Raw genomic sequence first — 24892 nt, 5'->3', positions numbered from 1 at the left:
GGGCTCAACTATCCCTTCTCGCGAGGGTCCGTGATGAGATCGATCTGTGTCAACTGAGTTTGAGATTGATAGTGGGATGAGGATCGCCCTTACCGAAGCGGGCGCTTGGGTAATAAGGGCCGACGGTAGAGAGTTTCGTCTCGAGGAAATCAACGATTTCTATCGAGCTTGGCTATTGCTGGAGCGACCCTTCTCCGAGGTAAAGGCCGCGTTCGACCAGATAGCTCGCAGCGCAAGTGCAGTGACGCCTTTTCCGTTCGCCAAACTCATCGGGTCCGCACTAAAAGCTAAATCAGGCCATTGGACTGATCTTGCGATGGTTTGGGTCCCGTTCCTTGCGGCAGCAGAAAAAGCGACCTTGAAAGACCTCCTTTCGGACGTCAGAGATTCAAAATGGGCCAGCCAGAAGATTACGCAGCTAGCTCGAAAGCACGTGAATGAAATCGAGCGAGCCGATCCCAAACGCTTGAACTAGCTAGACCTTAGGCACGATTCCGCAAGGTTAGTTGTTCGCGATGTCGCTCTTCGCGAGGTCCCACATCAGACCGTAGGTGCCGACGGAGACGGGCAGCGGGAAGGGCGCCGCGGCAGGACCGGTGAAGCGCTCGGCGATGACGGCCGAGACCGCACCGACATGCGTGCCGTCGATCAGCACGAACCAGTCGCGTGCGCCTTCGTTGCGCACCGCCGGAATGTCCGCCGTCGCGCCCGACAATTCGGGCTCGCTCTCCAGCAGATGCATGGAGATGATGCCCTCGCGCGTCGCCGGCTTCAGCTTTTCCTGCAGTGCATCGCGCCATGGCCCTGCATTGTCGGGCGTCGGCCGCAGCCGCACCACGCCGAGCGCGGCTCCGCGCCCGGTGCCGCTACTGATGGTGATGCGCGCGACCACGCGCAGCATGTCCTTGAAATGCGCCATGGTCCGCCGCGACCATTCGGTCTGGTTGGCCAGGCGCGCCCGATAGGCGGGACTGTCGAGAACGTCGAGCGTCTCGGTCGAATACAGCGAGAGATATTTTGGATTGGCGGCGTGCGCGACATAGCGCCGCGCTTCCAGGAAACCCTCGATCGCGACGCGCTCTTCCAGATGTTCGCGATCGTACCAGCGGTTGAATTCGGCCTCATCCGAAGCGTCGATGTTCATCGACGTCAGCAGCATGCCTTTCCCGGCGAGTGGCATTTTCTTGTCCTTCCCAGTCCATCTCCTCATGGTGAGGAGGCGCGTCAGCGCCGTCTCGAATCCATGAAGGCCCGCGCTGCCGCATCCCGGCTTTTCATCCTTCGAGACGCGCTCTTCGAGCGCTCCTCAGGATGAGGGGATAAATTCAGCGCGAGATTTTCGACGCGACGTCCGCGATCGACTTCATGACCGCGTCCCTCACGCCGGCATCATAGAGCGAATGCCCGGCTTCTTCCACGACGCGAATCTCGGAACCGGGCCAGACTTTCGACAGCGCGTGCGATGTCTCGGGAGGGCACAACAGATCGTAGCGTCCCTGGACGATGATGCCGGGAATGCCCTGGAGCCGTCCCGCATTCCGCAGCAGCTGGTTTTCGGTCATGAAGCTGTCGTTGATGAAGTAATGCGCCTCCATGAACGGCGTCGACGGCAATGTGCGCCAGACGTTCAGCGAGGCGAGGTCGAGCCGCGTCCGCGCCGGCTTGTGCTCGGACAGGGTGCGCTCGGTGTCGTGCCAGGCTTTCGCCGCCGGCCCGTGCACCGCCGGGTCGGCATCGAGGATGCGGCGCCAATAGGCGTCCACCGGCCGGTCGCGCTCCTCCGGCGGCAGCACGCTGAGGAAATCCTCGTAGAGCGCGGGATAGAAGCGCGACAGGCGGATGGTGAAGGCGCTCTCGACCTCCGCACGCGTGCCCAGGAAGGTCGCGCGCACGACGATGCCACTGACCCGCTCGGGATGCGCCTGCGCATAAGCCAGAGCCAGCGTCGCACCCCAGGAACCGCCGACCACCATGCAGCGTTCGAAGCCGAATTTCTCGCGGATCTTCTCGATATCCGCGATCAGATGCGCCGTGGTGTTGTGCTCGCGCGATCCCTTGGGCCGGCTGCGGCCGCAGCCGCGCTGATCGAACAGCACGGCGTGGAAGCGGTCGGAATCGAACAGGCGGCGGTGGTCGGGCTGGCATCCGCTGCCGGGCCCGCCATGCAGGTAGATCACGGGAATGCCGTCGGGCCGGCCGACGCTTTCGACATAGATCTCGTGACCGTCGCCGACATCGAGCATGTCGGAGGTCAGCGGAGCAAAGGGATCGGCGCGTCTGCTAGGGGTGGCCGTGCCGGAGTCAGGCGCCATTCTCGGATTCCAGGGTGCCGCCGGCGAAGTTGCGGTAGAGGAAGCGGCTGGTCTCGCCCTCGGCCTCACGCTCGGCCTGCTTGAAGATGGTCTCGTGCAGCGGCGACAGCGCGCAGGCCGGATCGGTGTTGGCGGCATCGCCCGTCAACGCAAAGGCCTGGCAGCGGCAGCCGCCGAAATCGATCTCGCGGAATTCGCAGGTCTTGCACGGCTCCTTCATCCAGCCGGTGCCGCGATAGCGGTTGAAGGCTTCGGAGTTCTGCCAGATCCAGGCGATCGAGTGGTTGGAGCGTACCGACTCGAACTCGAGCCCGGTGATGCTCTCGGCGGCGTGGCAGGGCAGCACCTTGCCGGCGGGCGAGATGTTGAAGAACTGCCGGCCCCAGCCACCCATGCATTTTTTCGGCCGCAGCGCGTAATAATCAGGCACGACATAGTCGATCGTCAGCCGGCCCTTGTGCGCTTCGCGGGCGTCCTCGACGAGGCGGGTGCATTCCTCGAGCTGCGCCACGGTCGGCATCAGGGCGGCGCGGTTCTTCAGCGCCCAGCCGTAATATTGCACATTGGCGACCTCGAGCCGGTCGGCATCGAGATCGAGCGACATCTGGATGATGTCGGGGAGCTGGTGCAAATTCTGCCGGTGCATCACCGCATTCACGGTGAGCGGCAGGTCCAGCTCGCGCGTCCATTTCGCGACTTCGAGCTTCTTGCGATGCCCGTTCTTGTAGCCGGCGACGCGATCGGCAAGGCCTTCCTCGACGCCCTGGAAGCTGATCTGCACGTGGCAGAGCCCGGCATCGGCGAGCTCACCGAGCTTCTCGCGCGTCAGCAGCACGGCGGAGGTGATGAGGTTGGTGTAGAGGCCGGCGTCGCTGGCATGCTTGACCAGCTCGACGAGGTCCTTGCGCGCCGTCGGCTCGCCGCCGGAGAAATGCACCTGGAGCACGCCGATCTCGGCGAGCTCGCTCAAGACCTTCTTCCATTCCTCGGTGGTCAGCTCCTTGCCCGAGCGGTCGAGCTCGACCGGATTGGAGCAATAGGGGCATTGCAGCGGGCAGCGATGCGTGATCTCGAGCAGCACGGCGAGCGGAATGCCGAAGGTTTCCGCCGTCGAACGCTGCTTCTCCAGCACCGCGAGGCTGTCGCTCGCGACGGGAGGATGTCCAAGCACCTCGCTCATGACGTCTTCTCCCTGATCTCAGTGAGAAAACCCTTGTCGGCGAGATCCTGCAGCATGGCGATCACGTCGGTGAGGATCGCATCGCGGGGCGCCGCGTATTTCGCTGCGAGCAGATCCGCGACGTCGCCGACATTGCGCTCGCCGTTGCAGAGCTGCAGGACCTCGACCGCGATCTCGTCGGGCGCCAGCACCCGCTCCGGCGCCAGGATCACCCACACCTGCCGGGTCTCGTCGTATTTCAGCTTGGCATGCCGCGGCAGCACGGGGCGGCTCGCCTCGCTGACGCTGATGTTACGCGGCCCGGCCATTGCTCTTGTCCTCAGCTCGCTTTGGGCACGAACGCGCCCGGCGGAATGTGGCCCTCGACATAGGCGTGCTGGAGCGCATCGAGTTGCACCCACAGCACGTTGGTCTTGAAGATCAGCGCGTTGCAGACCTGCGCGCGTTGTTCCGGCGTCGTCGCGTGCGCCTTGACATAGTCGAGCGCAAAGCCGGCATCGCGCGGGGCCTGCGCCAGGCGCCGCTTGAAGTAGCTCATGATATCAGGATTGACGAAGTCGTAGTGCTCCAGCATGCCGGAGATGCGCTCTTCATGCAGGTTCGGCGCGAACAGCTCGGTGAGCGAGGAGGCGATCGCCTCCAGCGGGCTCTTCTCGCGGCAGTAATGGACATAGGCCTCCACCGCGAAGCGCGTCGCCGGCAGGATGCCTTCGGTCGATTCCACGTAAGCCGTGTCGAGCCCGAGGCCTTCGGTCAGCTTGAGCCAGCGCTCGATGCCGCCCTCACTGCCGACGTCGCCGTCATGGTCCTCGATGCGGTGGCGCCATTCCAGGCGCGTGGCGCGGTCGCGGAAGCGCGAGATCACCACCGCGTCCTTGATCGGGATCGTGCTCTGGTAATAGTAGCGGTTGAGCGCCCAGGCCTGCACCTGGCCCTTGTTGAGCTTGCCGCCGTGCAGCAGCTTATGGAACGGATGCAGGCTGTGATAGCGCGTCGCCCCGATATGGCGCAGCGCCGCCTCGAGCTCGTCGGCCGAATTCAGCCTGATGTCCTTGCCGATCGAGAGCGCGGTCATTCCAGTCATTGACGCGGCATTCACAACACGATCTCCGTTCCGTCAGCGGGTATCTGCCAGCCCGCCTGTTCGGCAGTCTTGCGCTCGGGCGAGTCAGGCAGCAGCGCCGGATTCGAGTTATTGATATGCAGAAATATCTTCCTGTCGAGTGCGAGGTCGGCGAGCCGCGCGATCGCGCCGTCGTGACCGGACATCGCGACATGGCCCATGCTCTTGCCGGTCTTGTGGCCGAGCCCGGCCTTGATCATCTCGTCGTCCTGCCACACCGTGCCGTCGAAGAACACCAGCGCGGCGCCGTCGATCTCGGCCTTGAGCGCGTCGGTGACCTCGGCGCAGGCGGCGATGAAGTAGAAGCATTTGCCGGTCGACTTGTCGGTAACCTTCAGGCCGAGCGTGTCGCCGTCGCCGGTCTCGCCGCCCGGATGCGCCTTGCCTTCGAGGTACCAGGCCGACTTGCCTGGCACCGCGAAGGGCAGCACCTCAAGTCCTGACCGCGCACCGTCGGGCAGTCGCGGCTCGAACGGTTCGCCAATGCCGATCGGCTGGCGCTTGACGTTCTTCTCGTTCAGCACGTTGAAGATGCTGTTGCTCTTCAGGATCGCCAGCACCTTCTCATGCGCATAGACCGTGAAGGGCGAGCCCTCGCGCATCGACAGCAGGCCGGCCACCGCATCGACCTCGCCATTGGTCAGGATCACGCCGGCGACCGGCGTATGGCGCAGCGCGCCCGCCTTCGGATGCAGCTGCGGCGTGGCGTTCAATTGCTGACGGAGATCGGGAGAGGCGTTGATCAGGAACCAGTGCTCGCCGTCGCCGCTGAAGGCAACCGAGGCCTGGGTCCGGTGGAGCTCGTGTCCATAGCTGCGGGCCGCGCGGCAACCCTCGCAGCCGCAATTCCATTGCGGCACCCCGCCGCCGGCCCCGGCGCCCAGGACGACGACGCGAAGCATGTTACGTCTCCTGGAGGCAACGTCGCGAGGTGAATCTCAGGCCGACACGGCTTCCTTCGTCCGGAAACCAATCGTGACCGCAAGATCCACCTGCGCAGAACGCAAAACTCGCCAACCGCTTATTTGCGGGTGGCGCTCACATACATGTTGATTTCCATGCCGCAGGGCACTTCGACGATCTTCGGGGCTTTCCAGGCCATTTTGGCTCTCCATATTCGCGAATTCGGACGTGTCCGCCCGGGGATTAAAGTAATGCGGGCGGAAAAGTTCGCCAGTGAAATTTTCCCGAGAAGGTCCATGTTGCGCCGCGAAAATGGCCGCGGGAACATCACTTGTGAGGGCGCTGCCTTGCGCTGGGCGCATTCGGTCGCGAACCCTGTCCTGATAAAGCAGTTGTGAGTGCAGTGCAGCTTTCAATCCGGTACAGGCGGCCCAATTGGATCTCGATCATGCCCAAATACTTCTTCAACACCCGGATCGGTGACGAACTGATCGTGGATCCCGACGGCGAGGATCTGCGCAATCCCGATCGCGCCTGGGAGGTCGCCCGCCAGATGATCCTGGAGGTCCTGAAATCGGAGGGGACCCAGCCGGCGCTGCTCGAGGCCGTCATCGAGGTCACCGACGCCGAAGGCGAGATCGTGCTCGAGTTTCCCTTCACCGAGGCGCTGCTGGACATGCCGGACCAGTCGGCGACGCGGCATTAGAGGGCCACCGCTCCATCCCCGTCATTGCGAGGAGCCCTTGCGACGAAGCAATCCAGACCGCCTCGGACGAGGGATTCTGGATTGCTTCGCTTCGCTCGCAATGACGAAAGATGCGGCAATCCGAGCCTCCGCCGCCCTTCGCCCCTGCGAAATCCGCATGGCTTTGCCGCGTTCCCGGCGCTAAAAGACGCCGGTCACACGGAGCAAGCCATGCAAGATCTCTGGCGCCTGTCGGCCGCCGACCTCGCCACCCTCGTCAGGTCCAAGAAAGTGTCGGCCCGGGAGGCTGCCAAGGCCGGCCTTGCCCGCCTGGATGCCGTCAATCCCGCGCTCAACGCCGTGATCGACCACCGGCCGGAGGACGTGCTCAAGCAGGCCGATGCGGTCGATGCCGCCATTGCCAGGGGCGAGGACCCCGGCGTGCTGGCCGGCGTCCCCGTCACCATCAAGGCCAATGTCGACCAGGAAGGCTTTGCCACCACCAACGGCCTCAAGCTGCAGCGCGACCTGATCGCGCGCGAGGACAATCCGGTCGTCGCCAATTTCCGCAAGGCCGGCGCCGTCCTGCTCGGCCGCACCAATTGCCCGGCCTTCTCCTACCGCTGGTTCACCACCAACCTCGTCCATGGCGACACCAAGAACCCGCGCGATGCCTCGCTGACCCCCGGCGGGTCCTCCGGCGGCGCCGGCTCAGCGGTCGCCGCCGGCATCGGCCATATCGCCCACGGCACCGACATCGCCGGCTCGATCCGCTATCCCGCCTATGCCTGCGGCGTGCACGGCCTGCGTCCGACCTTGGGCCGCATTCCCGCCTTCAACCCGGCGCTGCCGGAGCGCCCGATCGGGCCGCAGATCATGGCGGTCTCGGGCCCGCTGGCGCGGACCATCAACGATTTGCGCATCTCGCTTGCCGCGATGTCGGCCCGCGACATCCGCGATCCCTGGTATGTCCCGGCCCCGCTCGAAGGCCCCGCGCGCGAGAAGCGCGCCGCGCTCTGCCTCAACCCGGACGGCCTTGCGACCAAGCCCGAGGTGAAGGCCGCCGTGACCGACGCCGGCAAGCGCCTGGAGCGCGCCGGCTGGACCGTCGAGATCATCGAGAACACCCCGCCGATGCGCGAGGCGGTCGAGTGGCAGCGCAAGCTCTGGCTCGGCGATGCCTACGAGGCGCAGCTCGAGATGGCCGAGCGCGAAGGCGATCCCGGCGCGCTGGCGTGCCTGCGCGGCAACCGCGCCAAGGTCACGCCGATGGACCAGGCGAACTACGCGCAGGCGCTGACCCGCCGTGCCACGTTCACACGCGACTGGATGGTGTTCTTCGAAAAATACGCCGTGGTGCTGACGCCGGTCTCCGGCGAGCTGCCGTTCCCCGATCATCTCGACCGCAAGGACGCGGAGTCCTTCGAGCGTGTCTGGGAAGCGCAGATGCCGCAGATCGCCACGCCCTTCATGGGCCTGCCGGGCCTCGTGGTCTCGACCGGCCTCGTCGGCAAGGCGCCGGTCGGCGTGCACGTCGTCTCCGGCCGCTATCGCGAGGACCTCTGCCTGCTCGCCGGCGAGGCGATCGAGGCCGGCGGCGTGCCGCCTTCGCCAATCGACCCCGTGGGTTAGCGATGACTGATTTCTACGACTTCAAGGCCAACTCGCTTCTCGGCGAGGAGGTGACCATGCGCCGTTTCGAGGGGCAGGTGCTGCTGATCGTCAACACCGCGAGCAAATGCGGCTTCACGCCGCAATATCGCGGGCTCGAGGATCTCTATCGCGACCTGTCGCCGCGCGGCTTCGCGGTGCTCGGCTTTCCCTGCAACCAGTTCGGCGCGCAGGAGCCGGGGCAGGCGGGCGAGATCCAGGCGTTCTGCTCGACCAATTACGACGTCACCTTTCCGCTGTTCGCCAAGATCGACGTCAACGGCGCCAACGCGCACCCCTTGTATGAGTACCTGAAACGTCAGCAATCCGGCCTGTTAGGGGCCTCCATCAAATGGAATTTCACCAAATTCCTGGTGGACCGTGCCGGCAAGGTGATCGCGCGCTACGCGCCGACCGCAAGGCCGGAAGGACTGCGAAATCAAATCGAGACCCTGTTATGAGCGAGACAATCATGAGCGACGAATTTCCGGACCGCCTGTCGGTCGATCCGAACAGCCCCTATTACAACGCGGACATCCTGGCGCGCGACGTCGGCATCCGCTTCAAGGGCATCGAGAAGACCAATGTCGAGGAGTACTGCATCAGCGAAGGCTGGGTCCGCGTCACCGCCGGCAACGCCAAGGACCGCCACGGCAACCCGCTGACCATCAAGGTGCACGGTCCGGTCGAGCCGTACTTCCGGGATAAGAAGTAGACCACCGTCATTCCGGGGCGCGCGATAGCGCGAACCCGGAATCTCGAGATTCCGGGTCTGGTCCTTCGGACCATCCCGGAATGACGCCAAGAGAGAGGCCCCCATGTCCGTCCGCATCGTCGACGTCCGCGAGATCACCAAGCCGATCTCATCCCCGATCCGCAACGCCTATATCGACTTCACCAAGATGACGACCAGCCTCGTTGCCGTCGTCACCGACGTGGTGCGCGACGGCAAGCGCGTCGTCGGCTACGGCTTCAACTCCAACGGCCGCTACGGCCAGGGCGGCCTGATCCGCGAGCGCTTCGCCTCGCGCATCACGGAGGCCGATCCGAAGTCGCTGCTCAATAGCGCCGGTGACAATCTCGACCCCGACAAGGTCTGGGCCGCGATGATGACCAACGAGAAGCCCGGCGGCCATGGCGAGCGTTCGGTCGCGGTCGGCACCATCGACATGGCGGTGTGGGACGCGGTGGCGAAGATCGCGGGCAAGCCGCTGTTCCGCCTGCTTGCCGAGCGTCACGGCGTCAAGGCCAATCCGCGCGTCTTCGTCTACGCCGCCGGCGGCTATTACTATCCCGGCAAGGATCTCTCGATGCTGCGCGGCGAAATGCGCGGCTATCTCGACCGCGGCTACAACGTCGTGAAGATGAAGATCGGCGGCGCCGACATCGACGAAGATCGCACCCGCATCGAGGCGGTGCTGAAGGAGATCGGCAAGGACGCGCAGCTCGCCGTCGACGCCAACGGCCGCTTCAATCTCGAGACCGGTATCGCCTACGCCAAGATGCTGCGCGACTATCCCTTGTTCTGGTACGAGGAGGTCGGCGATCCCCTCGATTACGCGCTGCAGGCCGCTCTCGCCGAATTCTATCCCGGTCCGATGGCCACGGGTGAAAACCTGTTCAGCCATCAGGACGCCCGCAACCTCATCCGCTACGGCGGCATGCGCCCCGACCGCGACTGGCTGCAATTCGACTGCGCGCTGTCCTACGGCCTGTGCGAATACCAGCGCACGCTCGAAGTCCTGAAAACCCATGGCTGGTCGCCCAGCCGCTGCATCCCGCATGGCGGCCACCAGATGTCGCTCAACATCGCCGCCGGCCTCGGCCTCGGCGGCAACGAGAGCTACCCCGACCTGTTCCAGCCCTATGGCGGCTTCCCCGACGGCGTCCGCGTCGAGAACGGTCACATCACCATGCCGGATCTCCCGGGCATCGGCTTCGAGGGCAAGTCCGATCTCTACAAGGAGATGAAGGCGCTGGCGGAGTAGGGCGGCACTGAACACGACGGCCGCGCCACCTCTCCGCCATTGCGAGCACAGCGAAGCAATCCAGAATCTTTCCACGGAGACAGCCTGGATTGCTTCGTCGCTGCGCTCCTCGCAATGACGGTGGATGGGGCAGCGGTACATTCCTCGTAGACAGCAGCCGGTGATTGTCTCTGGCATTTGCACACACCCCGTCATTGCGAGCGTAGCGAAGCAATCCAGAATCTCTCCACGGAGACAGTCTGGATTGCTTCGTCGCTGCGCTCCTCGCAATGACAACGTGGCGACGACTTGCGCTTTTTATCACTCTTATCGCAAGCATTGCTCGTAATCGGCGCTCGGTTGTGTTATCGTGATAACTCTCGTCGATCGAGCGCAATCATGAAGCAGCCCTGCGTCTACATGTTCGCTAATCGCCGCAACGGGACGATCTACGTCGGCGTTACATCGAATCCACCGCGCCGTGCGTTCGAGCACCACGAAGGCCTGGTCAAGGGCTTCTCCTCGAAGTACAGCTGCAGGCTTCTCGTCTGGTACGAACTCCACGCGACGATGACCGACGCGATCGCGCGCGAGAAGCAGATCAAGGGCGGTAGTCGGGCCAAGAAGCTCGCTCTGATCGAAGGTGCCAATCCGAACTGGACGGATTTGTACGAGACGCTGATCTGATTGTTGGGAGAGTGGTAGCTCTAGGCGAGACGCCGCAACACACCCCGTCATTGCGAGCGTAGCGAAGCAATCCAGACTTGCCCCCACGGAGGGACTCTGGATTGCTTCGTCGCTGCGCTCCTCGCAATGACGGAGGAGGGAGCGGGATCGTCGGCGAGCGCTTTGCCTGCTGCGGGCCGGATCGCTGGACTTGCATGAGCCGCCACCACACCCTCCGTCATTGCGAGCGTAGCGAAGCAATCCAGAATCTTTCCGCGGAGGCAGTCTGGATTGCTTCGTCGCAAGAACTCCTCGCAATGACGGAGGAGGGAGCGGGACCGTCGGCGAGCGCTTTGCCTGCTGCGGGCCGGATCGCTGGACTTGCATGAGCCGCCACCACACCCTCCGTCATTGCGAGCGTAGCGAAGCAATCCAGAATCTTTCCGCGGAGGCAGTCTGGATTGCTTCGTCGCAAGAGCTCCTCGCAATGACGGAGGAGGGAGCGGGATCGTCGGCGAGCGCTTTGCCTGCTGCGGGGCGGATCGCTGGACTTGCACGAGCCGCCGTCCCACCCTCCGTCATTGCGGGCGCAGCGAAGCAATCCAGAATCTTTCCGCGGAGGCAGTCTGGATTGCTTCGTCGCTGCGCTCCTCGCAATGACGGAGGAGGGAGCGGGATCGTCGGCGAGCGCTTTGCTGCTGCGGGCGGGTCGCTGGACTTGCACGAGCCGCCGTCCCACCCTCCGTCATTGCGAGCGCAGCGAAGCAATCCAGACTTGTCCCCACGGAGGGACTCTGGATTGCTTCGTCGCCTCGCTCCTCGCAATGACGACGAGAGAGCGTCCGCCACCTACGACAGCCGCATATCCAGCAGCCGTCGTCCTTCGCCCTTGAGCAGCTTCTTCACCGCGCTGGACGCCACGACCTCGCCGTCGTTGGCGTAGGCCTCGTGGTTCTTCTCGATATCATCGAGGCGGTAGAGGTAGTTCACCATCACGCCGGCGGACTCGCGCACGCCTTTCGGCGAGAGGTCGCCGAGCCAGTTGATGCGCTCCAGGCGCGCGCCGTTGCCGAGATGGAAGCGGGCGACGGAGTCGATCAGCCGCCCCTTGGGCGTGCGCGCCTTCAGGAAATAATGCGCGGCCAGCGGCTCCAGCACGCCGCGGAGCAGCGCGGTCGTCTCCGGGCTCTCGAACCATTTGGCATCGTCGAGGCGCTTCAGCACCTCGCGGTCCTCGTCCGACAGCGGCAGGTCCTTGTCCTGCTTCACCCATTGCATGAAGCCGGGCACCGGCGACAGCGTCACGAAGGTGTCGAGCTTGGGTGTCTCGCGGCGCAGCTCCTCCACCACCTGCTTGATCAGGAAGCTGCCGAAGGAGATGCCGCCGAGGCCACGTTGGGTATTCGAGATCGAATAAAAAACGGCGGTGCGCGCCTTCTCGATCGGAAGATGCTGGCGATCAACAGCGAGCAGCGGCGCAATCGCGCCCGGGATGGTCTCGGTCAACGCGACCTCGACGAAGATCAAGGGCTCGTCCACCATCGCCGGATGGAAGAAGGCGTAGCAGCGGCGGTCCACGGGGTCGATGCGGCGGCGCAGATCGTCCCAGTCGGAGATCTCGTGCACGGCTTCGTAGCGGATGATCTTTTCGAGGATGTTGGCCGGGGTCGACCAGTCAATCCGGCGCAGCACGAGAAACCCCCTGTTGAACCACGACGAGAGAAGATGCGAGACGTCGCGATCGAGCGCGGCGAGATCGGTATGCCCGTTCATCATGCCGAGCAGGTCGGCGCGCATGGCGACGAGATCGCCGGTGCCGCCGGGCGCCCGGTTGAGGCGGCGAATCAGCTCCTGCCGCCGCGGCTCCGAGGCGAAATGCAGTGAGCTTGCGTCCTCGTCCGTCGGCTTGGCGCGCCATTTCTCGATCGCCGTGGACAGGCGTTCCCGGTCCGGTCCGAAATCGCGCACCAGCGCCTCGAAAAAAGCGCGGCGTCCCGCCGCATCCAGATCCTGATAGAGATCCAGCACCTCGCGCGCCATCGCCGTGCCGGAGGCTTCGCCCCGGCCCGACAGCAGGGCGTTGCAAAGCTCGACCAGCCCGTCGGCGTCCTGCCTGGTGTCGGAGCCGTCGCCGCGCCGAAGCAGCGTGCGGCCGCGCTCGGAGATCGTGGCGAGCAGGTCGGAGAAGAAGGCGTTGGCCATCTGGGCTTTCGTCTCAGGTTTGTGCGATGCGGAAGCTTACACGGGATTTAGGTGGAAGCCGATCACAATCAAGCAGGTGAATGCGGCATCTTTAGTCGGGCCGTGCGTTTGGAGAATGGCGGCATGACGCGCGAAGGCAGTCGCACGGCCACGCCGTCATGCCCCGGCTCGACCGGGGCATCCAGTAGGCCGCGACCTCACGGTTCAATCACTGCTGCCTCTGGAATACTGGGTCGCCCGCCTTCGCGGGCGATGACACCGAGGGTGAGGCTGGCGAGCTGCCGTAGGGTGGGCAAAGGCGCACTTGCGCCGTGCCCACGATATCTCGCCAATAGCGAAAAAGACGTGGGCACGCTTCCGCCTTCGCTCTTCGAGCTACGGCCGACAAGTCGCTTTGCCCACCCTACGGTTCTGTGCATTTGGAGGACGAGGCTGCCTACCCACCCGCCGTCATTGCGAGCGCAGCGAAGCAATCCAGAGTCGTTCCGCGGAGACAGTCTGATTGCTTCGTCGCAAGAGCTCCTCGCAATGACGGGATTGGGCGGTTGTGCTCACCCCTTCCCGGCAAACTCCGTCGGCGTCCGCCCCGTGACCTGGCGGAACGCGGCCGAGAACGCCGGCACGCTGGCGTAACCCAGCTGCGTCGCCAGCTGTTTCACCGATACGCTCGCATCGGTGGACAGCCGCTGGATCGCGGCCGCAATGCGCGCGCGCTGGCACCAGCTCTTGAAGCTCAATTGCGTCTCGCTCGAAAACAGCCGCGACAGCGTACGCGCCGAGGTTCCGACCTCGCGCGCCAGGGTATCGATGTCGTGCAGCCCGGTGGGGTCGTCGAGCACGATCATCGCGGCGCGGCGGCAGCGCGGCTCGCGCGGCAGCGGCACGAAGGTCGCGGAATCCTCGGCCTGGTTCAGTTCCAGCATCACCAGGCGCACCAGCAGCTCGGTGCGTTCTTCGGTGTTGCGCGTGTCGAACAGCGCGAGGATCGCCTGGTTGAGCAGGGGCGAGACCCGCACCACGAACTCCCGGGTCAATCCCTGGTACCGCTTTTCCCGCTTGAGCCAGGCGAGGTCGAAATACAGCGTGCGCATCTCGATGTCGGCGAGCAGGTCGATGGCGTGCTCCAGGCCGGCCGGCACCCAGACGGCCCGGTCCGGCGGCACCAGCCAGCGTCCCTCGGGCGTCGTCACCTGCATGGTGCCCTTGGCCGCGTAGATCAGCTGGGCTTCGCGGTGCAGGTGCGGATCGATCCGCATGCCCTTGGGATAGTCGCGGGCGACCAGGTGCACGCCCGCGGGCGAGCGGTGGTTGCTGCGGACCTCCCGCAGGATTGGCGTTTCCAAGTTTGGCGTTTCGAAGACAGTCATTGGCGGCATCCCGTCATGGGGAGGACATATAACTCATTTCGGAGCAGGAGAGGATTCGGGAATGAACAGCCCCAGCCGGGTTATCAGTTTCGTCAATGCAGGCCATTTCATCGACCATTATTCGATGCTGATCTTTGCCGCCGCCGTGATCATCATGGGGCCGGCGCTCGGCATGGCCTATTCGGAGCTGCTGCCCTACGCGACCCCCGGCTTCATCGCCTTCGGCGCCGGCTCGCTGCTCACCGGCTGGCTCGGCGACCGCTGGAGCCGCCGCCACATGATGCTGATCTTCTTCGTCGGCATCGGCCTCTCCATGATCTCGGTCGGCTTTGTGCAGACGCCCGTGCAGCTCGGCGCGGCGCTGCTCGCCATCGGCATTTTCGCTTCGATCTACCATCCCGTCGGCACCGCCATGATCGTGTCCTATGCCGACCGTCTCGGCCGGGAGATGGGCATCAACGGGGTCTGGGGCAATCTCGGCGTTGCCTCCTCGGCGCTGGTGACGGGGGTGATCGGCCAATATCTCGGGTGGCGCTTCGCCTTCATCGTTCCCGGAATCGTCACCGTCCTGATCGGCATCGTGTTCGCGATGATGGTCGTGCACGAGGACCGCAAGGGTTCGAAGCAGGCCGCGGCGCAGGCACGCGTGGCCAAGCAGGACATGTGGCGCGTGATCCTGTCGCTGCTGATCGTGGTGATCGCGATCTCCACGACCTTCAACGCCGTCACCGTGGCGCTGCCGAAGCTGTTCGCCGAGCGGCTCGCCGACCTCACCAAGAGCCCGGCGCTGTTAGGCGTCATCGCGGCCTGCGTCTACGTGTTCGGCGCGATGACGCAGTATACGATCGGCCGCTTGCTCGACCGCTACTCGCTGAAGACCGTGGCGCTGCCGCTGTCCTTCATGCTGGCGCCGTTCCTCTATCTCGCGGCCAGCCTGGAAAACCTGCCGCTGATCCTGGTCTCGATCGGCATCGTCATGGGCGCGTTCGGGCAGGTCACGGTCAATGACGCCATGGTCGGCAAATACACCAGCGAGGAGTGGCGCTCGCGCGCCTATGCGGTGCGCTATTTCATCGGCTTCACCGCCGCCGGCGCGTCCGTCGGCCTCGTGGCCTGGCTCTACGAGCAGGGCGGCTTCGTCACCATGCTGCATGCCTTCGCCGCGCTCTGCCTGCTCGCCATCGTCGCGGCGATCATCCTGCCCCGCGAGATCCGGTCGCCGCAGGCGGTGTGAAGCCTCGTGTCCCGGACGCGCTGCAACGCGTCAGCGTTGCTGCGCAGAGCCGGGACCCAGAGGGCGCGAACTCCCGTGATGCATGGGCCCCGGCTCTTGCCACATCGTCATTGCGAGGAGCGTAGCGACGAAGCAATCCAGAATCCTCCCGCAGAGAGATTCTGGATTGCTTCGCTGCGCTCGCAATGACGGAAATGCGGTGAGGGCCGCGGACGCCGCGACCCGTCGCCCACGTCCCCCACCATGCCATCATGCCCCTGTTTTGCCCGACGCCGCAACGCGTTTCGGCAAGGCCGAAATTGCCCCAGCCTTTTCAACACCACCTCTACTGTGCATGGGGTTGTTTTCGCACTTTTATCTCGCCGGTTGAAATCCCTCCGGAACGGGCAGGGAACCGGCCCCGCGTCCCGCGGGTTCTGTCCCTGTGGTCCTGGCAACCTTGCCGGGCGGCGAACGGGGAAAAGACACCTGCATGCAGTGGAGCCTGCTCCGGCCGGTCGGCCTCGTCCCCGCGGCGCTTGTGCTCACCACCATCGCGGCCGGCGCCGAGGGCGGCAAGTCGGCGAGCCCGTCCGAATTTCTCCTGATTGTCCAGATCGGCCTGCTGATCGCGGTCGGTCGCGGCCTCGGCGAGCTCATGCAGCGCATCGGCCAGCCCTCGGTGATCGGCGAGCTGCTCGCGGGCATCATCCTCGGGCCGTCGCTGTTCGGCTGGATCTGGCCGGAGGCGCAAGCCGCGATCTTCCCGAAGACGCCCGAGCAGAAGGCGATGATCGACGGCATCGCGCAAGTCGGCATCCTGCTGCTGCTGTTGCTGACCGGCATGGAGACCGATCTCAAGCTGGTCAGGAAGGTCGGCAAGGCTGCCGTGGCGATCTCGATCGCCGGCATTTTGGTGCCCTTCGCCTGCGGCTTCGCACTCGGCGAATTCCTGCCCGATGCGCTGCTGCCGAACCCGCAAGCCCGCCTCGTCGCCTCGCTGTTCATGGGCACGGCGCTGTCGATCTCCTCGGTGAAGATCGTCGCCGTCGTCGTTCGCGAGATGAACTTCATGCGCCGCAATGTCGGCCAGATCATCGTCGCGACGGCCGTGATCGACGACACCATCGGCTGGATCATCATCGCCGTCATCTTCAGTCTCGCATCGCACGGCACGCTCGACATCGCCTCGGTGGCGAAGGCTGTGCTGGGCACGCTCGCCTTTCTCGCCGTCAGCTTCACCATCGGCCGCCGGCTGGTGTTCCAGCTCATTCGCTGGGCCAACGACAACCTCGTCAGCGCCGCGGCGGTCATCACGGTGATCCTGCTCCTGATGTGCGCGATGGCCATGATCACGCATGCGATCGGCGTACACACCGTGCTCGGGGCTTTCGTCGCCGGCATCCTGGTCGGGGAGTCCCCGATCCTGACGCGGCAGATCGACGAGCGTCTGCGCGGCCTGATCTCCAGCTTCTTCATGCCGGTGTTCTTCGGCCTCGCCGGCCTTGCCGCCGATCTCTCGGTGCTGCGCGATCCCGATCTCCTGATGCTCACGGGCCTCCTCGTCGTGATTGCCAGCGTCGGCAAGTTCGGCGGCGCCTTCGCCGGTGGCACATTGGGCGGGCTGAGCACGCGGGAGTCGCTCGCGCTCGCGAGCGGGATGAATGCGCGCGGCTCGACCGAGGTGATCATCGCCACCATCGGCCTCTCCATCGGCGTGCTCAGCCAGAACCTGTTCACGATGATCGTCACCATGGCGATCGTGACCACGATGGCGATGCCGCCGATGCTGCGCGCGGCGCTGGCGAAGCTGCCGATGGACAAGGAGGAGAAGGAACGGCTGGAGCGGGAGGAGTTCGAGAAGCGCGGCTTCGTCGCCAATCTCGAGCGCCCCTTGCTGGCCGTGGACGAAAGCGTCAACGCCACCTTCGCCGCCCACATCGCGGGCCTGATCGCCGGCATGCGCGGCCTGCCGATCACCGTGCTGCATGTCGGCAGGCGCGCGAAGGATCAGGAGAAGGTCCGCGACGAGGCGGCGAGCCACGAGGCGGTGGTGAAAAAGGCCGCCGAGACGGTCTCCGCCAATGGCGACGGCGATGCCGGCAGCGTCGACGTCGTCACCCGGGCGCGGCGCGCCGAGCTCGGCGAGGCCATCACCGAGGAGGCGCGCAAGGGCTTCGATCTCCTCGTCGTCGGCGTCGACAAGGTCGTCGCGACCAAGGATCGCTTCGACCGCAGGATCGAGGACATTGCCGCGACGTTCGAAGGGCCGCTCGCGATCGTCGCGGCCAAGGGCAGGCATGCGAAGCAGCCGGTGCCCGATGCGCTCAACATCCTCGTTCCGGTTTCCGGCAGCGGCGTCTCCAAGCGCGGCGCCGAGGTCGCGGTGGCGCTTGCGCAGGGAGGGTCAGGCTCGCTCCGGGTGATCTATGTGGCGACGACGCGGGACAAGGGCGCCCAGCGCGGCACATCCCGCGGCCTCAGCCAGGAGGCGGGCATCCTCAAGGACGCCAGCGATCTCGCCGCCCGCTACGAGGTCGACATCACCACGACGCTGCGCGTGAACCGGGCGCCGGAGGCGGCCATCCTGCGTGAGATCGACACCACCGATGTCGATCTCGTCGTCATGGGCGTCGACCGCATCCAGGGCGAGCATCTCTCCTTCGGCGGCGTCGCCGACGCCGTGCTCAGGCAGTCGAAGGTCTCGGTGCTGCTGGTGTCCAGCGGCGAGCCGCGCCAGGCTCCGGCGGAGCAGGCTTAGCGCTCCACCGTCATTGCGAGGAGCGCAGCGACGAAGCAATCCAGAATCCCTCCGCGGAAAGACACTGGATTGCTTCGCTGCGCTCGCAATGACGATCGTGGCATCGATCCCTTACCCCTTCACCTCCGCGGCGGCTTGTGCCTTCGGCGCCTTCTTCGACGCGCGCCAGTTCTCGAAGCGCTGCACCACCACGAAGAAGGCCGGCACGAACAGCACCGCGAGGCAGGTCGAGGCGAGCATGCCCGAGAATACCGTGATGCCGATCGACTTGCGCGCGCTGGCGCCGGCGCCGGTCGCGAGCACCAGCGGCACCACGCCGAGGATGAAGGCGAACGACGTCATCAGGATCGGACGGAAGCGCGCGCGTGCCGCCTCGATGGCGGACTCCAGCACCGGCTTGCCGTCGCGATTGTGCAGCTCGAGCCCGACCTCGACGATCAGGATGGCGTTCTTGGCCGACAGCGCGATCAGCAGGATCAGGCCGATCTGGCAGTAGAGGTTGTTGTCGATCTTGAGGCCGTTGAGGATCAACATCGGCCCGATCAGCGACAGCGGCACCGCGAGGATCACCGAGATCGGCGCGTACCAGCTCTCGTACTGGCCGGCGAGCACGAGGTAGACCAGCAGCATGGCAAGCCCGAACACCCAGTAGATCTGGTTCGAGACCGCCTTCTCCTGGTACGACATCGCGGTCCATTCGTAGCCGGTGCCCTGCGGCAGCGTCTTGTCCGCGATCTCCTCCATCAGCTTGAGCGACTGGCCGGACGAATAGCCCTGCGCCGGCAGGCCGATGATGGTCGAGGATGGATAGAGGTTATAGAGGCTGATCAGCGACGGACCGGTGGCCGGCGTGATGGTGGCGACGGTGCCGATCGGGATCATGTCGCCGTTCGAGTTGCGCACCTGCATGTTGGCAATGTCGCGCTCGGTGACGCGGAAGGCGGGATCGGCTTGCGTGTAGACCTGGAACACGCGGCCGAACTTGTTGAACTGGTTGACATAGGACGAGCCGAGATAGGTCGACAGCGCCGAGAACACCTGGTCGGTGGTGACGTGCAGCGTCTGGGTCTTGATGCGGTCGATCTCGACGTTGAACTGCGGCACCGACGAGCGGAACGAGGACTGCACGCGCTGCAGCGCGCTCTGGCTCTGGCCGTTACTGACCATCGCCCCGGTGATCGCCTGCAGCTTGGCGAAATCGCTGTTGCCGTCGCGCAGCTCGACCTGCATCGAGAAGCCGGCGGCGTTGCCGATGCCCTGGATCGGCGGCGGCGGCAGCACGATGGTGCGCGCCTCCATGATCACGGCGAGCTTGTCGTTGAGGCCGTAAACCAGCGAGCGCAGATCCTCGCCGGGTCCTTTGCGCGCGTCCCAGTCCTTCAGGATGATGTAGGCGACGCCGGCATTGGCAAGGCTCGCGCTGCTGTCGAGCGCGGAGATGCCGGCGATGGTGATGACCTGCTGGACGCCGGGCGTGTCCTTGATGATCTCGCTGGCGCGGTCGAGCACCTTCTGGGTCCGCTCCAGCGCAGCGCCGTCGGGAAGCTGGATCGCGGCGATCAGATAGCCCTGGTCCTCGATCGGCAGGAAGCCGGTCGGCACCCGCGACAGGCCGTAGCCGCCGATCCCGATCAGCACCAGCGCAATCGCGACCGACACGGTGGCGTGCCTGACCAGGAAGGTGATCAGCCGCGTATAGCCGCGCTCGACCCGGTTATAGACGTTGTTGAAGCCGCGGTAGAAGAAGTTGCGCTGCTCCGGCGGCACCGTCGGCCGCAGCCACAATGCGCATTGCGTCGGCTTCAACGTCGCAGCGTTGATGGCGGACAAGAGCGCGGTCGCCGCGATCACCAGCGCGAATTGCGAATAGATGCGGCCCGTGAGGCCGGCGAGGAACGAGGCCGGCAGGAACACCGAGATCAGCACCAGCGTGATGCCGACGATCGGCGCGAACAGCTGGTCCATCGCCCTGATCGCGGCGTCGTGGCCGTTCATGCCCTGCTCGATATTGTGCGCGGCGCCTTCGACCACGACGATGGCGTCGTCGACGACGATGCCGATCGCGAGCACGATCGCGAACAGCGTCGACATGTTGATGGTGAAGCCGAGCGCCGCCATCGCGGCGAAGGCGCCGATGATGGTGACGGGCACGGTCGTCGCCGGCACCAGCATCGCGCGCCAGTCCTGCAGGAAGACCAGGATCACGACCAGCACCAGCAGGCCGGCCTCGATCAGCGTCATGTAGACCTCGTGCACCGAGGCCTCGACGAATTTGGTGGTGTCGAACGGCGTGTCGTATTTGATGCCTTCCGGGAAGCGCTTGGCGAGCTCCGCCATCTTCTTTTCGACGGCCTGCTCGACCTGCAGCGCGTTGGCGCCGGGCGACTGGAATACGCCGATGCCGGTGGCGGGCTGCTTGTTGAGCGAGAAGATCTGGCTGTAGGTCTGCGCGCCGAGCTCGACCCAGCCGACGTCGCGCACCCGCGTGACGTCGCCGCTGGTCCCCGTCTTGACGATGATGTTCTCGAACTGGCCGGTGTCGTCGAGCCGTCCGTTGACGTTGAGCGTGTACTGGAACGCCTGACCCGGTGGCGTCGGCGGCGCGCCGACCTGGCCGGCGGAGACCTGCTGGCTCTGCTGCTGGATCGCGTTGATGACGTCCTGCGGCACGAGCCCGCGCGCCTGCAGCTTGCTCGGATCGAGCCACACCCGCATCGAATACTGGCCGGCGCCGAACACCGTGACGTTGCCGACGCCGGGCAGGCGCGAGAGCTCGTCGCGGATGTTGATGGTGGCGTAGTTGCTCAGGTAAAGGCTGTCGTACCTCTTGTCCGGCGAGGTCAGCGTCACGAACAGCAGGATCGAGGTCGATTTCTTCTGGACGGTGACGCCCTGGTTCTGCACCGACTGCGGCAGCTGCGAGAGCGCGCTGGAGACGCGGTTCTGCACCAGCACCTGCGCGAAGTTCAGGTCGGTGCCGATCTTGAAGGTGACGGTCAGCGTGTAGGTGCCGTCGGAGCCGCTGTAGGACTGCATGTAGAGCATGTCCTCGACGCCGTTGACCTGCTGCTCGATCGGTAGGGCAACCGTGTCGATCACGGTCTTGGCGCTGGCGCCGGGATAGCGCGTCGTCACCTGCACCGTCGGCGGCACCACGTCGGGGTATTGCGCGATCGCGAGGTTGAACAGCGCGACGCCGCCGATCAGGATCATCAGGAGCGCGATGACGTTCGAGAGGACCGGCCGCTCGATGAAGAACTTTGAGATCATGGCCGGCGGCTCCTACTTGGCAGACGCCTGGGACTGCTCGATCTTCGTCACCTGCGGGTCGATCTTCTGCCCGGGGATCACCCGCAGCAGCCCCGCGATCACGACGCGGTCGTCCGGCTTGAGGCCGCTTTCGATCACGCGCAGGCCGTTGTCGGTCGGGCCGATCTGCACCTTGCGCTGCTCGACGACGTTGTCGGCATTGACGACGAGGAGATAGCGGCCGCCCTGATCGCTGCCGAGCGCGGTGTCGGGGACGAGGAGGGCGCTCTTGTCCTGGTCGAAGGGCACGCGGACGCGGACGAAATAGCCGGGCAGCAGCGTTCGCTTGTCGTTGGGAATGACGCCGCGCACCGCGAGCGTGCCCGTCGATGTGTTGAGGGTCGGCGAGACATAGTCGAGGTGGCCTTCGTGCGGATATCCAGTCTCGGTCTGGAGGCCCACCTGGACCGGCAATTGTTTGAGGTCGGCGACGGTCAGCCCGCGGCGGGCCGCCTCGGCGCGAATGCGAAGGACGTCCTGCTCGTTGACGGTGAAGTTCACCCAGATCGGGTCCAGCGCGACGATGGTCGCGAGCTGGGTCGGAGAGGAGACGCCGACGAGCTCGCCGACCGACACCAGATGCGCGCTGACGATGCCGTCGAACGGCGCGGCCACCTTGGTGTAGCCGTAATTGACCTCGGCGAGCCTCGTATTGACCTGCGCCTGCTGGAGATTGGCCTGCGCGTTGTCGCGGGTCGAGGTCGAGGTGTCCAGGGTGGACTGCGAGACTGCCTGCCGCTGCACCAGCTCGACCTGCCGCTTGTAATCGGCTTCGGCCTGCCTGACCGTGGCCTGCGCGCCGACCTCGGCCGCCTGGGCCTGCTCGAGCTTGAGCTTGTAGGTCTCGGGCTCGATCGTGAAGAGCTGGGTGCCCTGCTTGACGAAGGTGCCGTCCTGGTAGTCGATCGATTGCAGGAAGCCCTGCACGCGCGCCACGAGGTCGACATTCTTGATCGGCGCGGTGTTGCCGGTGGCCTCGACATAGCGCGTCACCGCCCGCTGCACAGGTGTCGCCACGTCCACCTTGGGCGGCGGCGGCGCCACGAAGGTGTTCTTGTCCTCGCAGCCGGCAAGCGCCATCACCGCGGTCGCGGCGGCGAGCGTCCGTCCGACATGTCTCCACGCTCCATTGCGATGTGCGGGAGATGCAGGATTCGCTGAAGTCATTCGGAAGCCCCCGATGATTGGCTGTCGGTGCGGCAGGCTACCAACAAACGCCCTGAGGTGGAACACCATAGGCATGGCAGTCTCTTGGCGGTCGGCGGCCTTGCACTGCAAACCGCGCTGTGGCCTGTGACAGGTTTGTCACGACAAATCGCTTTTCACGGGGCGCACGATCGACCAGAATTGTGTCAAGTGTCACGTGATGGCGCGTGAGACGGCCGGGACGACAGAAGAGACCACAAGAAGAAAAGCGAGGAGAACATGACATGCGAACGTTGCTCCAATCGGCCCTTGCCGGCCTCGTTCTCGCAGCGGCGGTCGCCATGCCCGCGCTAGCCGATGGCCTGAAGGACGAGATCGCGCCGACCGGCAAGCTGCGGGTCGCGATCGCGATCAGCCCCGCCGGCGGCGCGTTCTGGTCCACCAAGACGGAAGCGGGCTATGCCGGCGTGCCGGTCGACCTCGGCAAGGAGATGGCCGCGCAGCTCGGCGTGCCCGTCGAATATGTCGTGCACCAGAATTCCGGCCAGATCACCGATGCCGCCTCGAAAGGCACTCTTGAGAAAGGTGCTTGGGACGTCACGTGGCTCCCCAAGGACCCCGAGCGCGAGACCAAGATGCTGTTCGGCCCGATCTACGAGGTCGCGGACGCCACCTACATCGTCAAGCCCGGCTCGGCCGTCACCAATTTCGCCACGCTGGACCAGGTGGGCGTCAAGGTCGCGGCCGTCAACGCCACCACCACCATGCGCGGCGCCGTCGCGCATCTGAAGCAGGCGAAGGTCACGGGCTATCAGACCTATGACGAGATCTTCGGCCTGCTGAAGAACGGCGAGATCGATGCCTTCGCGCTGTCGCGCGACCAGCTCAACAAGATGGCGCAGAAGATCCCCGGGACAAAGGTGCTCGACGAGACCTTCAAGAAGACGGTGACCGCCGTCGCCGTTCCGCTCGGCCACAACCAGGCGCTGACCTTCGTCACCAAGTTCATGAACGAGGCGGTGACCAACGGCACGTTGCGCAAGGCCTATGACAATAACGGCCTGAAGGACACGCCGATCCGGACCGAATAGGGCAGGCGGCGCAGCGAGGCCACGCCGCCCGGCACCTCATGGCTCCGCGGTGCGAATGCCCGCGGGGCTGACCTGCAGCTTGAGGGTGGAGGTCTTGTTCAGCGCCTTGCCGTCGAACGAGAACGCGATCAGCTCGTTCTCGACCATGCACTGCGCCACGACGTGCTTGGAGTCCTTCGACCACACCATGCCCTGGCACCAATGGCCGATCTTGGCTTCCGCCACCGGCGCGAGCTCGGTGCCCGAGATCCTGTAGACCTTGAGCAGGCCGAAATCGTTGAAGAACGGCGAGGCCGTCGGCTTGTTCGACCCGTTCATGACGGTGACAGCGACATGGTTGCCGTCCGGCGACATCTTCACCGCTTCCGGCGTCTGGCCGACACTCACCGTCGAGACGACGCGGACCGGCTTTGCGGTCATGTCGATCAGGCTGATCGTATCGTTGTCACCGGTCCCGGCGCCGACATTGCCGACGACGGCCGCGGCGCTGCCGGTGAGGTCGATGTCGTAGGGGCGGATGCCCGCGGTGAGGTCGCGCTTGGCGTACTCGACCTTGCTTCCGTCCACCGTGAGCAGCGAGATCTTGCTGTCGCCGTCGCGGGTGACCAGCGCGGTCGCGCCGTCGCGGGAAAAGACCGCATGGCTCGGGCCGGACTTGGCGTCGCCGAGCTGGATCTTTCCGCCCGGCGTCAGTGTGGTCCCGTTGATGGTGAAGACCGAGACCGTGCCCTCGCTGCGATTGGCGACCAGCGCCAGCGTGCCCGCGCGGTTGATCGAGACACCGGCCGCGCCCGCGCCGGCCTGAAGCGTCGCGAGCACTTTTGGTGGCGTGGACTTCAGGTCGATGACCGAGAGCTTGTCGTCAGGCACCGTCTTGGTCGCATCCGCCGGATCGATCTTCATCGCGCCCGTGACCAGCGCAAACGAACCATCGGGTGCAATCGCCACGCTTGGCGGCGGGCCGACGACACTGGCAGGCGCCGCCACCTCGCCAAGCAGTTTCAGCGTGCCGTCGGTGAGATCGATGACGCTGACCGTGTCCGGCAGCGGCTGCTTGCGGACCACGGCATTGCCGTTCTCCAAAGCCATCTTGCCGTCATTGGCGGTGACGACGATCTCGGCATGGGCGGCGAAGCCAGCGAGGCCAACCAGCGAAGTTGCGACCAGAGCTGACGCGGCAAGGCGCGTGCGCCTGCGAAAAGCGGCTTCCATGTTTTCCCCCTGAGGCTTTGTTCTTGTCGGGCCAAGCTAAATGCAACCGGGCGCATCAGGCAACAATCCAGGCGCGATCATTTTTGCCTTGGCCGGGGGAATAAA

General features: G+C 65.1%; 22 protein-coding genes. 10 read left to right on the top strand and 12 right to left on the bottom strand.

Annotation, left to right across the window (positions count from 1 at the left end; translation table 11 throughout):
- Window positions 1-76: 76 nt before the first annotated feature.
- Window positions 77-475 carry a hypothetical protein gene (locus JQ617_RS13265; protein WP_212026674.1) on the top strand — a complete coding sequence of 133 codons (399 nt, stop codon included), beginning with the start codon at window positions 77-79 and terminating at the stop codon, window positions 473-475.
- Window positions 476-502: 27 nt separating this feature from the next.
- On the opposite strand, the gene JQ617_RS13260 is transcribed toward JQ617_RS13265, so the two are convergent.
- From JQ617_RS13260 to pqqA, 7 genes are all read right to left on the bottom strand, one after another.
- Window positions 503-1180: a DUF4286 family protein gene (locus tag JQ617_RS13260; protein WP_212026673.1), complete on the bottom strand. Its 678-nt coding sequence runs from the start codon at window positions 1178-1180 to the stop codon at window positions 503-505.
- Window positions 1181-1325: 145 nt separating this feature from the next.
- On the bottom strand, window positions 1326-2312 hold the full coding sequence (gene pip / locus JQ617_RS13255; RefSeq protein WP_212026672.1) for a prolyl aminopeptidase: 987 nt from the start codon (window positions 2310-2312) through the stop codon (window positions 1326-1328).
- Window positions 2302-3492, bottom strand: a complete 1191-nt coding sequence (pqqE, locus tag JQ617_RS13250) for a pyrroloquinoline quinone biosynthesis protein PqqE (protein ID WP_063689666.1) — start codon at window positions 3490-3492, stop codon at window positions 2302-2304. Before pqqE ends, pip begins: the two co-directional genes overlap by 11 nt.
- Window positions 3489-3800 (bottom strand): pyrroloquinoline quinone biosynthesis peptide chaperone PqqD, encoded by a 312-nt coding sequence (gene pqqD / locus JQ617_RS13245; RefSeq protein WP_063689663.1) that lies wholly within the window; start codon window positions 3798-3800, stop codon window positions 3489-3491. The genes pqqE and pqqD overlap by 4 nt, the downstream gene beginning before the upstream one ends.
- Window positions 3801-3811: 11 nt before the next feature.
- Window positions 3812-4567: a pyrroloquinoline-quinone synthase PqqC gene (gene pqqC / locus JQ617_RS13240; protein ID WP_249157071.1), complete on the bottom strand. Its 756-nt coding sequence runs from the start codon at window positions 4565-4567 to the stop codon at window positions 3812-3814.
- Window positions 4568-4587: 20 nt separating this feature from the next.
- A complete protein-coding gene (gene pqqB, locus JQ617_RS13235; RefSeq protein WP_212026670.1) occupies window positions 4588-5517 on the bottom strand; it encodes a pyrroloquinoline quinone biosynthesis protein PqqB in 930 nt (309 codons plus the stop codon).
- A 119-nt stretch (window positions 5518-5636) separates the two neighbouring features.
- Window positions 5637-5717, bottom strand: coding sequence for a pyrroloquinoline quinone precursor peptide PqqA (gene pqqA / locus JQ617_RS13230; protein WP_007595659.1), 81 nt, complete (start codon window positions 5715-5717; stop codon window positions 5637-5639).
- A 249-nt stretch (window positions 5718-5966) separates the two neighbouring features.
- Between pqqA and JQ617_RS13225 the strand changes: the two genes are divergently transcribed.
- From JQ617_RS13225 to JQ617_RS13200, 6 genes are all read left to right on the top strand, one after another.
- On the top strand, window positions 5967-6224 hold the full coding sequence (locus tag JQ617_RS13225; RefSeq protein WP_212026669.1) for a DUF6894 family protein: 258 nt from the start codon (window positions 5967-5969) through the stop codon (window positions 6222-6224).
- Window positions 6225-6434: 210 nt separating this feature from the next.
- A complete protein-coding gene (locus JQ617_RS13220; RefSeq protein ID WP_212026668.1) occupies window positions 6435-7835 on the top strand; it encodes an amidase family protein in 1401 nt (466 codons plus the stop codon).
- 2 nt (window positions 7836-7837) lie between these two features.
- Window positions 7838-8314, top strand: coding sequence for a glutathione peroxidase (locus tag JQ617_RS13215; protein WP_212026667.1), 477 nt, complete (start codon window positions 7838-7840; stop codon window positions 8312-8314).
- Complete coding sequence (locus JQ617_RS13210; RefSeq protein ID WP_011089470.1) at window positions 8311-8568, top strand: DUF3297 family protein; 258 nt, start codon at window positions 8311-8313, stop codon at window positions 8566-8568. The genes JQ617_RS13215 and JQ617_RS13210 overlap by 4 nt, the downstream gene beginning before the upstream one ends.
- A gap of 103 nt (window positions 8569-8671) precedes the next feature.
- The gene (tarD, locus tag JQ617_RS13205) at window positions 8672-9841 is read left to right on the top strand and encodes a D(-)-tartrate dehydratase (protein ID WP_212026666.1); all 1170 of its coding nucleotides are present in this window, start codon (window positions 8672-8674) and stop codon (window positions 9839-9841) included.
- Window positions 9842-10219: 378 nt separating this feature from the next.
- Window positions 10220-10507: a GIY-YIG nuclease family protein gene (locus JQ617_RS13200; RefSeq protein WP_212026665.1), complete on the top strand. Its 288-nt coding sequence runs from the start codon at window positions 10220-10222 to the stop codon at window positions 10505-10507.
- Between the two features lie 828 nt (window positions 10508-11335).
- Here JQ617_RS13200 and JQ617_RS13195 read toward each other — a convergent pair.
- Entirely contained in the window at window positions 11336-12688 is a 1353-nt protein-coding gene (locus tag JQ617_RS13195) for a malonyl-CoA decarboxylase (RefSeq protein ID WP_212026664.1), read from the bottom strand.
- Between the two features lie 551 nt (window positions 12689-13239).
- On the bottom strand, window positions 13240-14064 hold the full coding sequence (locus JQ617_RS13190) for an AraC family transcriptional regulator (protein WP_502754875.1): 825 nt from the start codon (window positions 14062-14064) through the stop codon (window positions 13240-13242).
- 52 nt (window positions 14065-14116) lie between these two features.
- On the opposite strand from JQ617_RS13190, the gene JQ617_RS13185 reads away from it, so the two are divergent.
- Both JQ617_RS13185 and JQ617_RS13180 read left to right on the top strand, forming a co-directional pair.
- Window positions 14117-15289 carry an MFS transporter gene (locus JQ617_RS13185; protein WP_212026662.1) on the top strand — a complete coding sequence of 391 codons (1173 nt, stop codon included), beginning with the start codon at window positions 14117-14119 and terminating at the stop codon, window positions 15287-15289.
- 472 nt (window positions 15290-15761) lie between these two features.
- On the top strand, window positions 15762-18029 hold the full coding sequence (locus JQ617_RS13180; RefSeq protein ID WP_212026661.1) for a cation:proton antiporter domain-containing protein: 2268 nt from the start codon (window positions 15762-15764) through the stop codon (window positions 18027-18029).
- Between the two features lie 111 nt (window positions 18030-18140).
- On the opposite strand, the gene JQ617_RS13175 is transcribed toward JQ617_RS13180, so the two are convergent.
- Window positions 18141-21299, bottom strand: a complete 3159-nt coding sequence (locus JQ617_RS13175; protein WP_212026660.1) for an efflux RND transporter permease subunit — start codon at window positions 21297-21299, stop codon at window positions 18141-18143.
- Between the two features lie 12 nt (window positions 21300-21311).
- Window positions 21312-22505, bottom strand: coding sequence for an efflux RND transporter periplasmic adaptor subunit (locus tag JQ617_RS13170; protein ID WP_212026659.1), 1194 nt, complete (start codon window positions 22503-22505; stop codon window positions 21312-21314).
- A 263-nt stretch (window positions 22506-22768) separates the two neighbouring features.
- On the opposite strand from JQ617_RS13170, the gene JQ617_RS13165 reads away from it, so the two are divergent.
- Window positions 22769-23575 carry a transporter substrate-binding domain-containing protein gene (locus tag JQ617_RS13165; RefSeq protein ID WP_212026658.1) on the top strand — a complete coding sequence of 269 codons (807 nt, stop codon included), beginning with the start codon at window positions 22769-22771 and terminating at the stop codon, window positions 23573-23575.
- A 36-nt stretch (window positions 23576-23611) separates the two neighbouring features.
- Here JQ617_RS13165 and JQ617_RS13160 read toward each other — a convergent pair whose 3' ends face one another.
- Entirely contained in the window at window positions 23612-24787 is a 1176-nt protein-coding gene (locus JQ617_RS13160; protein WP_212026657.1) for a YncE family protein, read from the bottom strand.
- Window positions 24788-24892: the final 105 nt, after the last annotated feature.

The sequence above is a fragment of the Bradyrhizobium sp. KB893862 SZCCT0404 genome (assembly GCF_018130885.1).
GTDB lineage: Bacteria > Pseudomonadota > Alphaproteobacteria > Rhizobiales > Xanthobacteraceae > Bradyrhizobium > Bradyrhizobium stylosanthis.
The sequence above is the reverse complement of the archived record's forward strand: the minus strand, read 5'-3'. Positions and strand labels throughout refer to the sequence as shown.

Coding starts and splice junctions, on each gene's coding strand:
- pqqD (WP_063689663.1), bottom strand. CDS start 3,800: ATGGCCGGGCCGCGTAACATCAGCGTCAGCGAGGCGAGCCGCCCCGTG.
- pqqE (WP_063689666.1), bottom strand. CDS start 3,492: ATGAGCGAGGTGCTTGGACATCCTCCCGTCGCGAGCGACAGCCTCGCG.
- JQ617_RS13195 (WP_212026664.1), bottom strand. CDS start 12,688: ATGGCCAACGCCTTCTTCTCCGACCTGCTCGCCACGATCTCCGAGCGC.
- JQ617_RS13260 (WP_212026673.1), bottom strand. CDS start 1,180: ATGCCACTCGCCGGGAAAGGCATGCTGCTGACGTCGATGAACATCGAC.
- JQ617_RS13165 (WP_212026658.1), top strand. CDS start 22,769: ATGCGAACGTTGCTCCAATCGGCCCTTGCCGGCCTCGTTCTCGCAGCG.
- pip (WP_212026672.1), bottom strand. CDS start 2,312: ATGGCGCCTGACTCCGGCACGGCCACCCCTAGCAGACGCGCCGATCCC.
- JQ617_RS13200 (WP_212026665.1), top strand. CDS start 10,220: ATGAAGCAGCCCTGCGTCTACATGTTCGCTAATCGCCGCAACGGGACG.
- pqqA (WP_007595659.1), bottom strand. CDS start 5,717: ATGGCCTGGAAAGCCCCGAAGATCGTCGAAGTGCCCTGCGGCATGGAA.
- pqqB (WP_212026670.1), bottom strand. CDS start 5,517: ATGCTTCGCGTCGTCGTCCTGGGCGCCGGGGCCGGCGGCGGGGTGCCG.
- JQ617_RS13170 (WP_212026659.1), bottom strand. CDS start 22,505: ATGACTTCAGCGAATCCTGCATCTCCCGCACATCGCAATGGAGCGTGG.
- JQ617_RS13175 (WP_212026660.1), bottom strand. CDS start 21,299: ATGATCTCAAAGTTCTTCATCGAGCGGCCGGTCCTCTCGAACGTCATC.
- JQ617_RS13160 (WP_212026657.1), bottom strand. CDS start 24,787: ATGGAAGCCGCTTTTCGCAGGCGCACGCGCCTTGCCGCGTCAGCTCTG.
- JQ617_RS13190 (WP_502754875.1), bottom strand. CDS start 14,064: ATGCCGCCAATGACTGTCTTCGAAACGCCAAACTTGGAAACGCCAATC.
- pqqC (WP_249157071.1), bottom strand. CDS start 4,567: ATGACCGCGCTCTCGATCGGCAAGGACATCAGGCTGAATTCGGCCGAC.
- JQ617_RS13210 (WP_011089470.1), top strand. CDS start 8,311: ATGAGCGAGACAATCATGAGCGACGAATTTCCGGACCGCCTGTCGGTC.
- JQ617_RS13225 (WP_212026669.1), top strand. CDS start 5,967: ATGCCCAAATACTTCTTCAACACCCGGATCGGTGACGAACTGATCGTG.
- JQ617_RS13180 (WP_212026661.1), top strand. CDS start 15,762: ATGCAGTGGAGCCTGCTCCGGCCGGTCGGCCTCGTCCCCGCGGCGCTT.
- JQ617_RS13215 (WP_212026667.1), top strand. CDS start 7,838: ATGACTGATTTCTACGACTTCAAGGCCAACTCGCTTCTCGGCGAGGAG.
- JQ617_RS13220 (WP_212026668.1), top strand. CDS start 6,435: ATGCAAGATCTCTGGCGCCTGTCGGCCGCCGACCTCGCCACCCTCGTC.
- JQ617_RS13185 (WP_212026662.1), top strand. CDS start 14,117: ATGAACAGCCCCAGCCGGGTTATCAGTTTCGTCAATGCAGGCCATTTC.
- JQ617_RS13265 (WP_212026674.1), top strand. CDS start 77: ATGAGGATCGCCCTTACCGAAGCGGGCGCTTGGGTAATAAGGGCCGAC.
- tarD (WP_212026666.1), top strand. CDS start 8,672: ATGTCCGTCCGCATCGTCGACGTCCGCGAGATCACCAAGCCGATCTCA.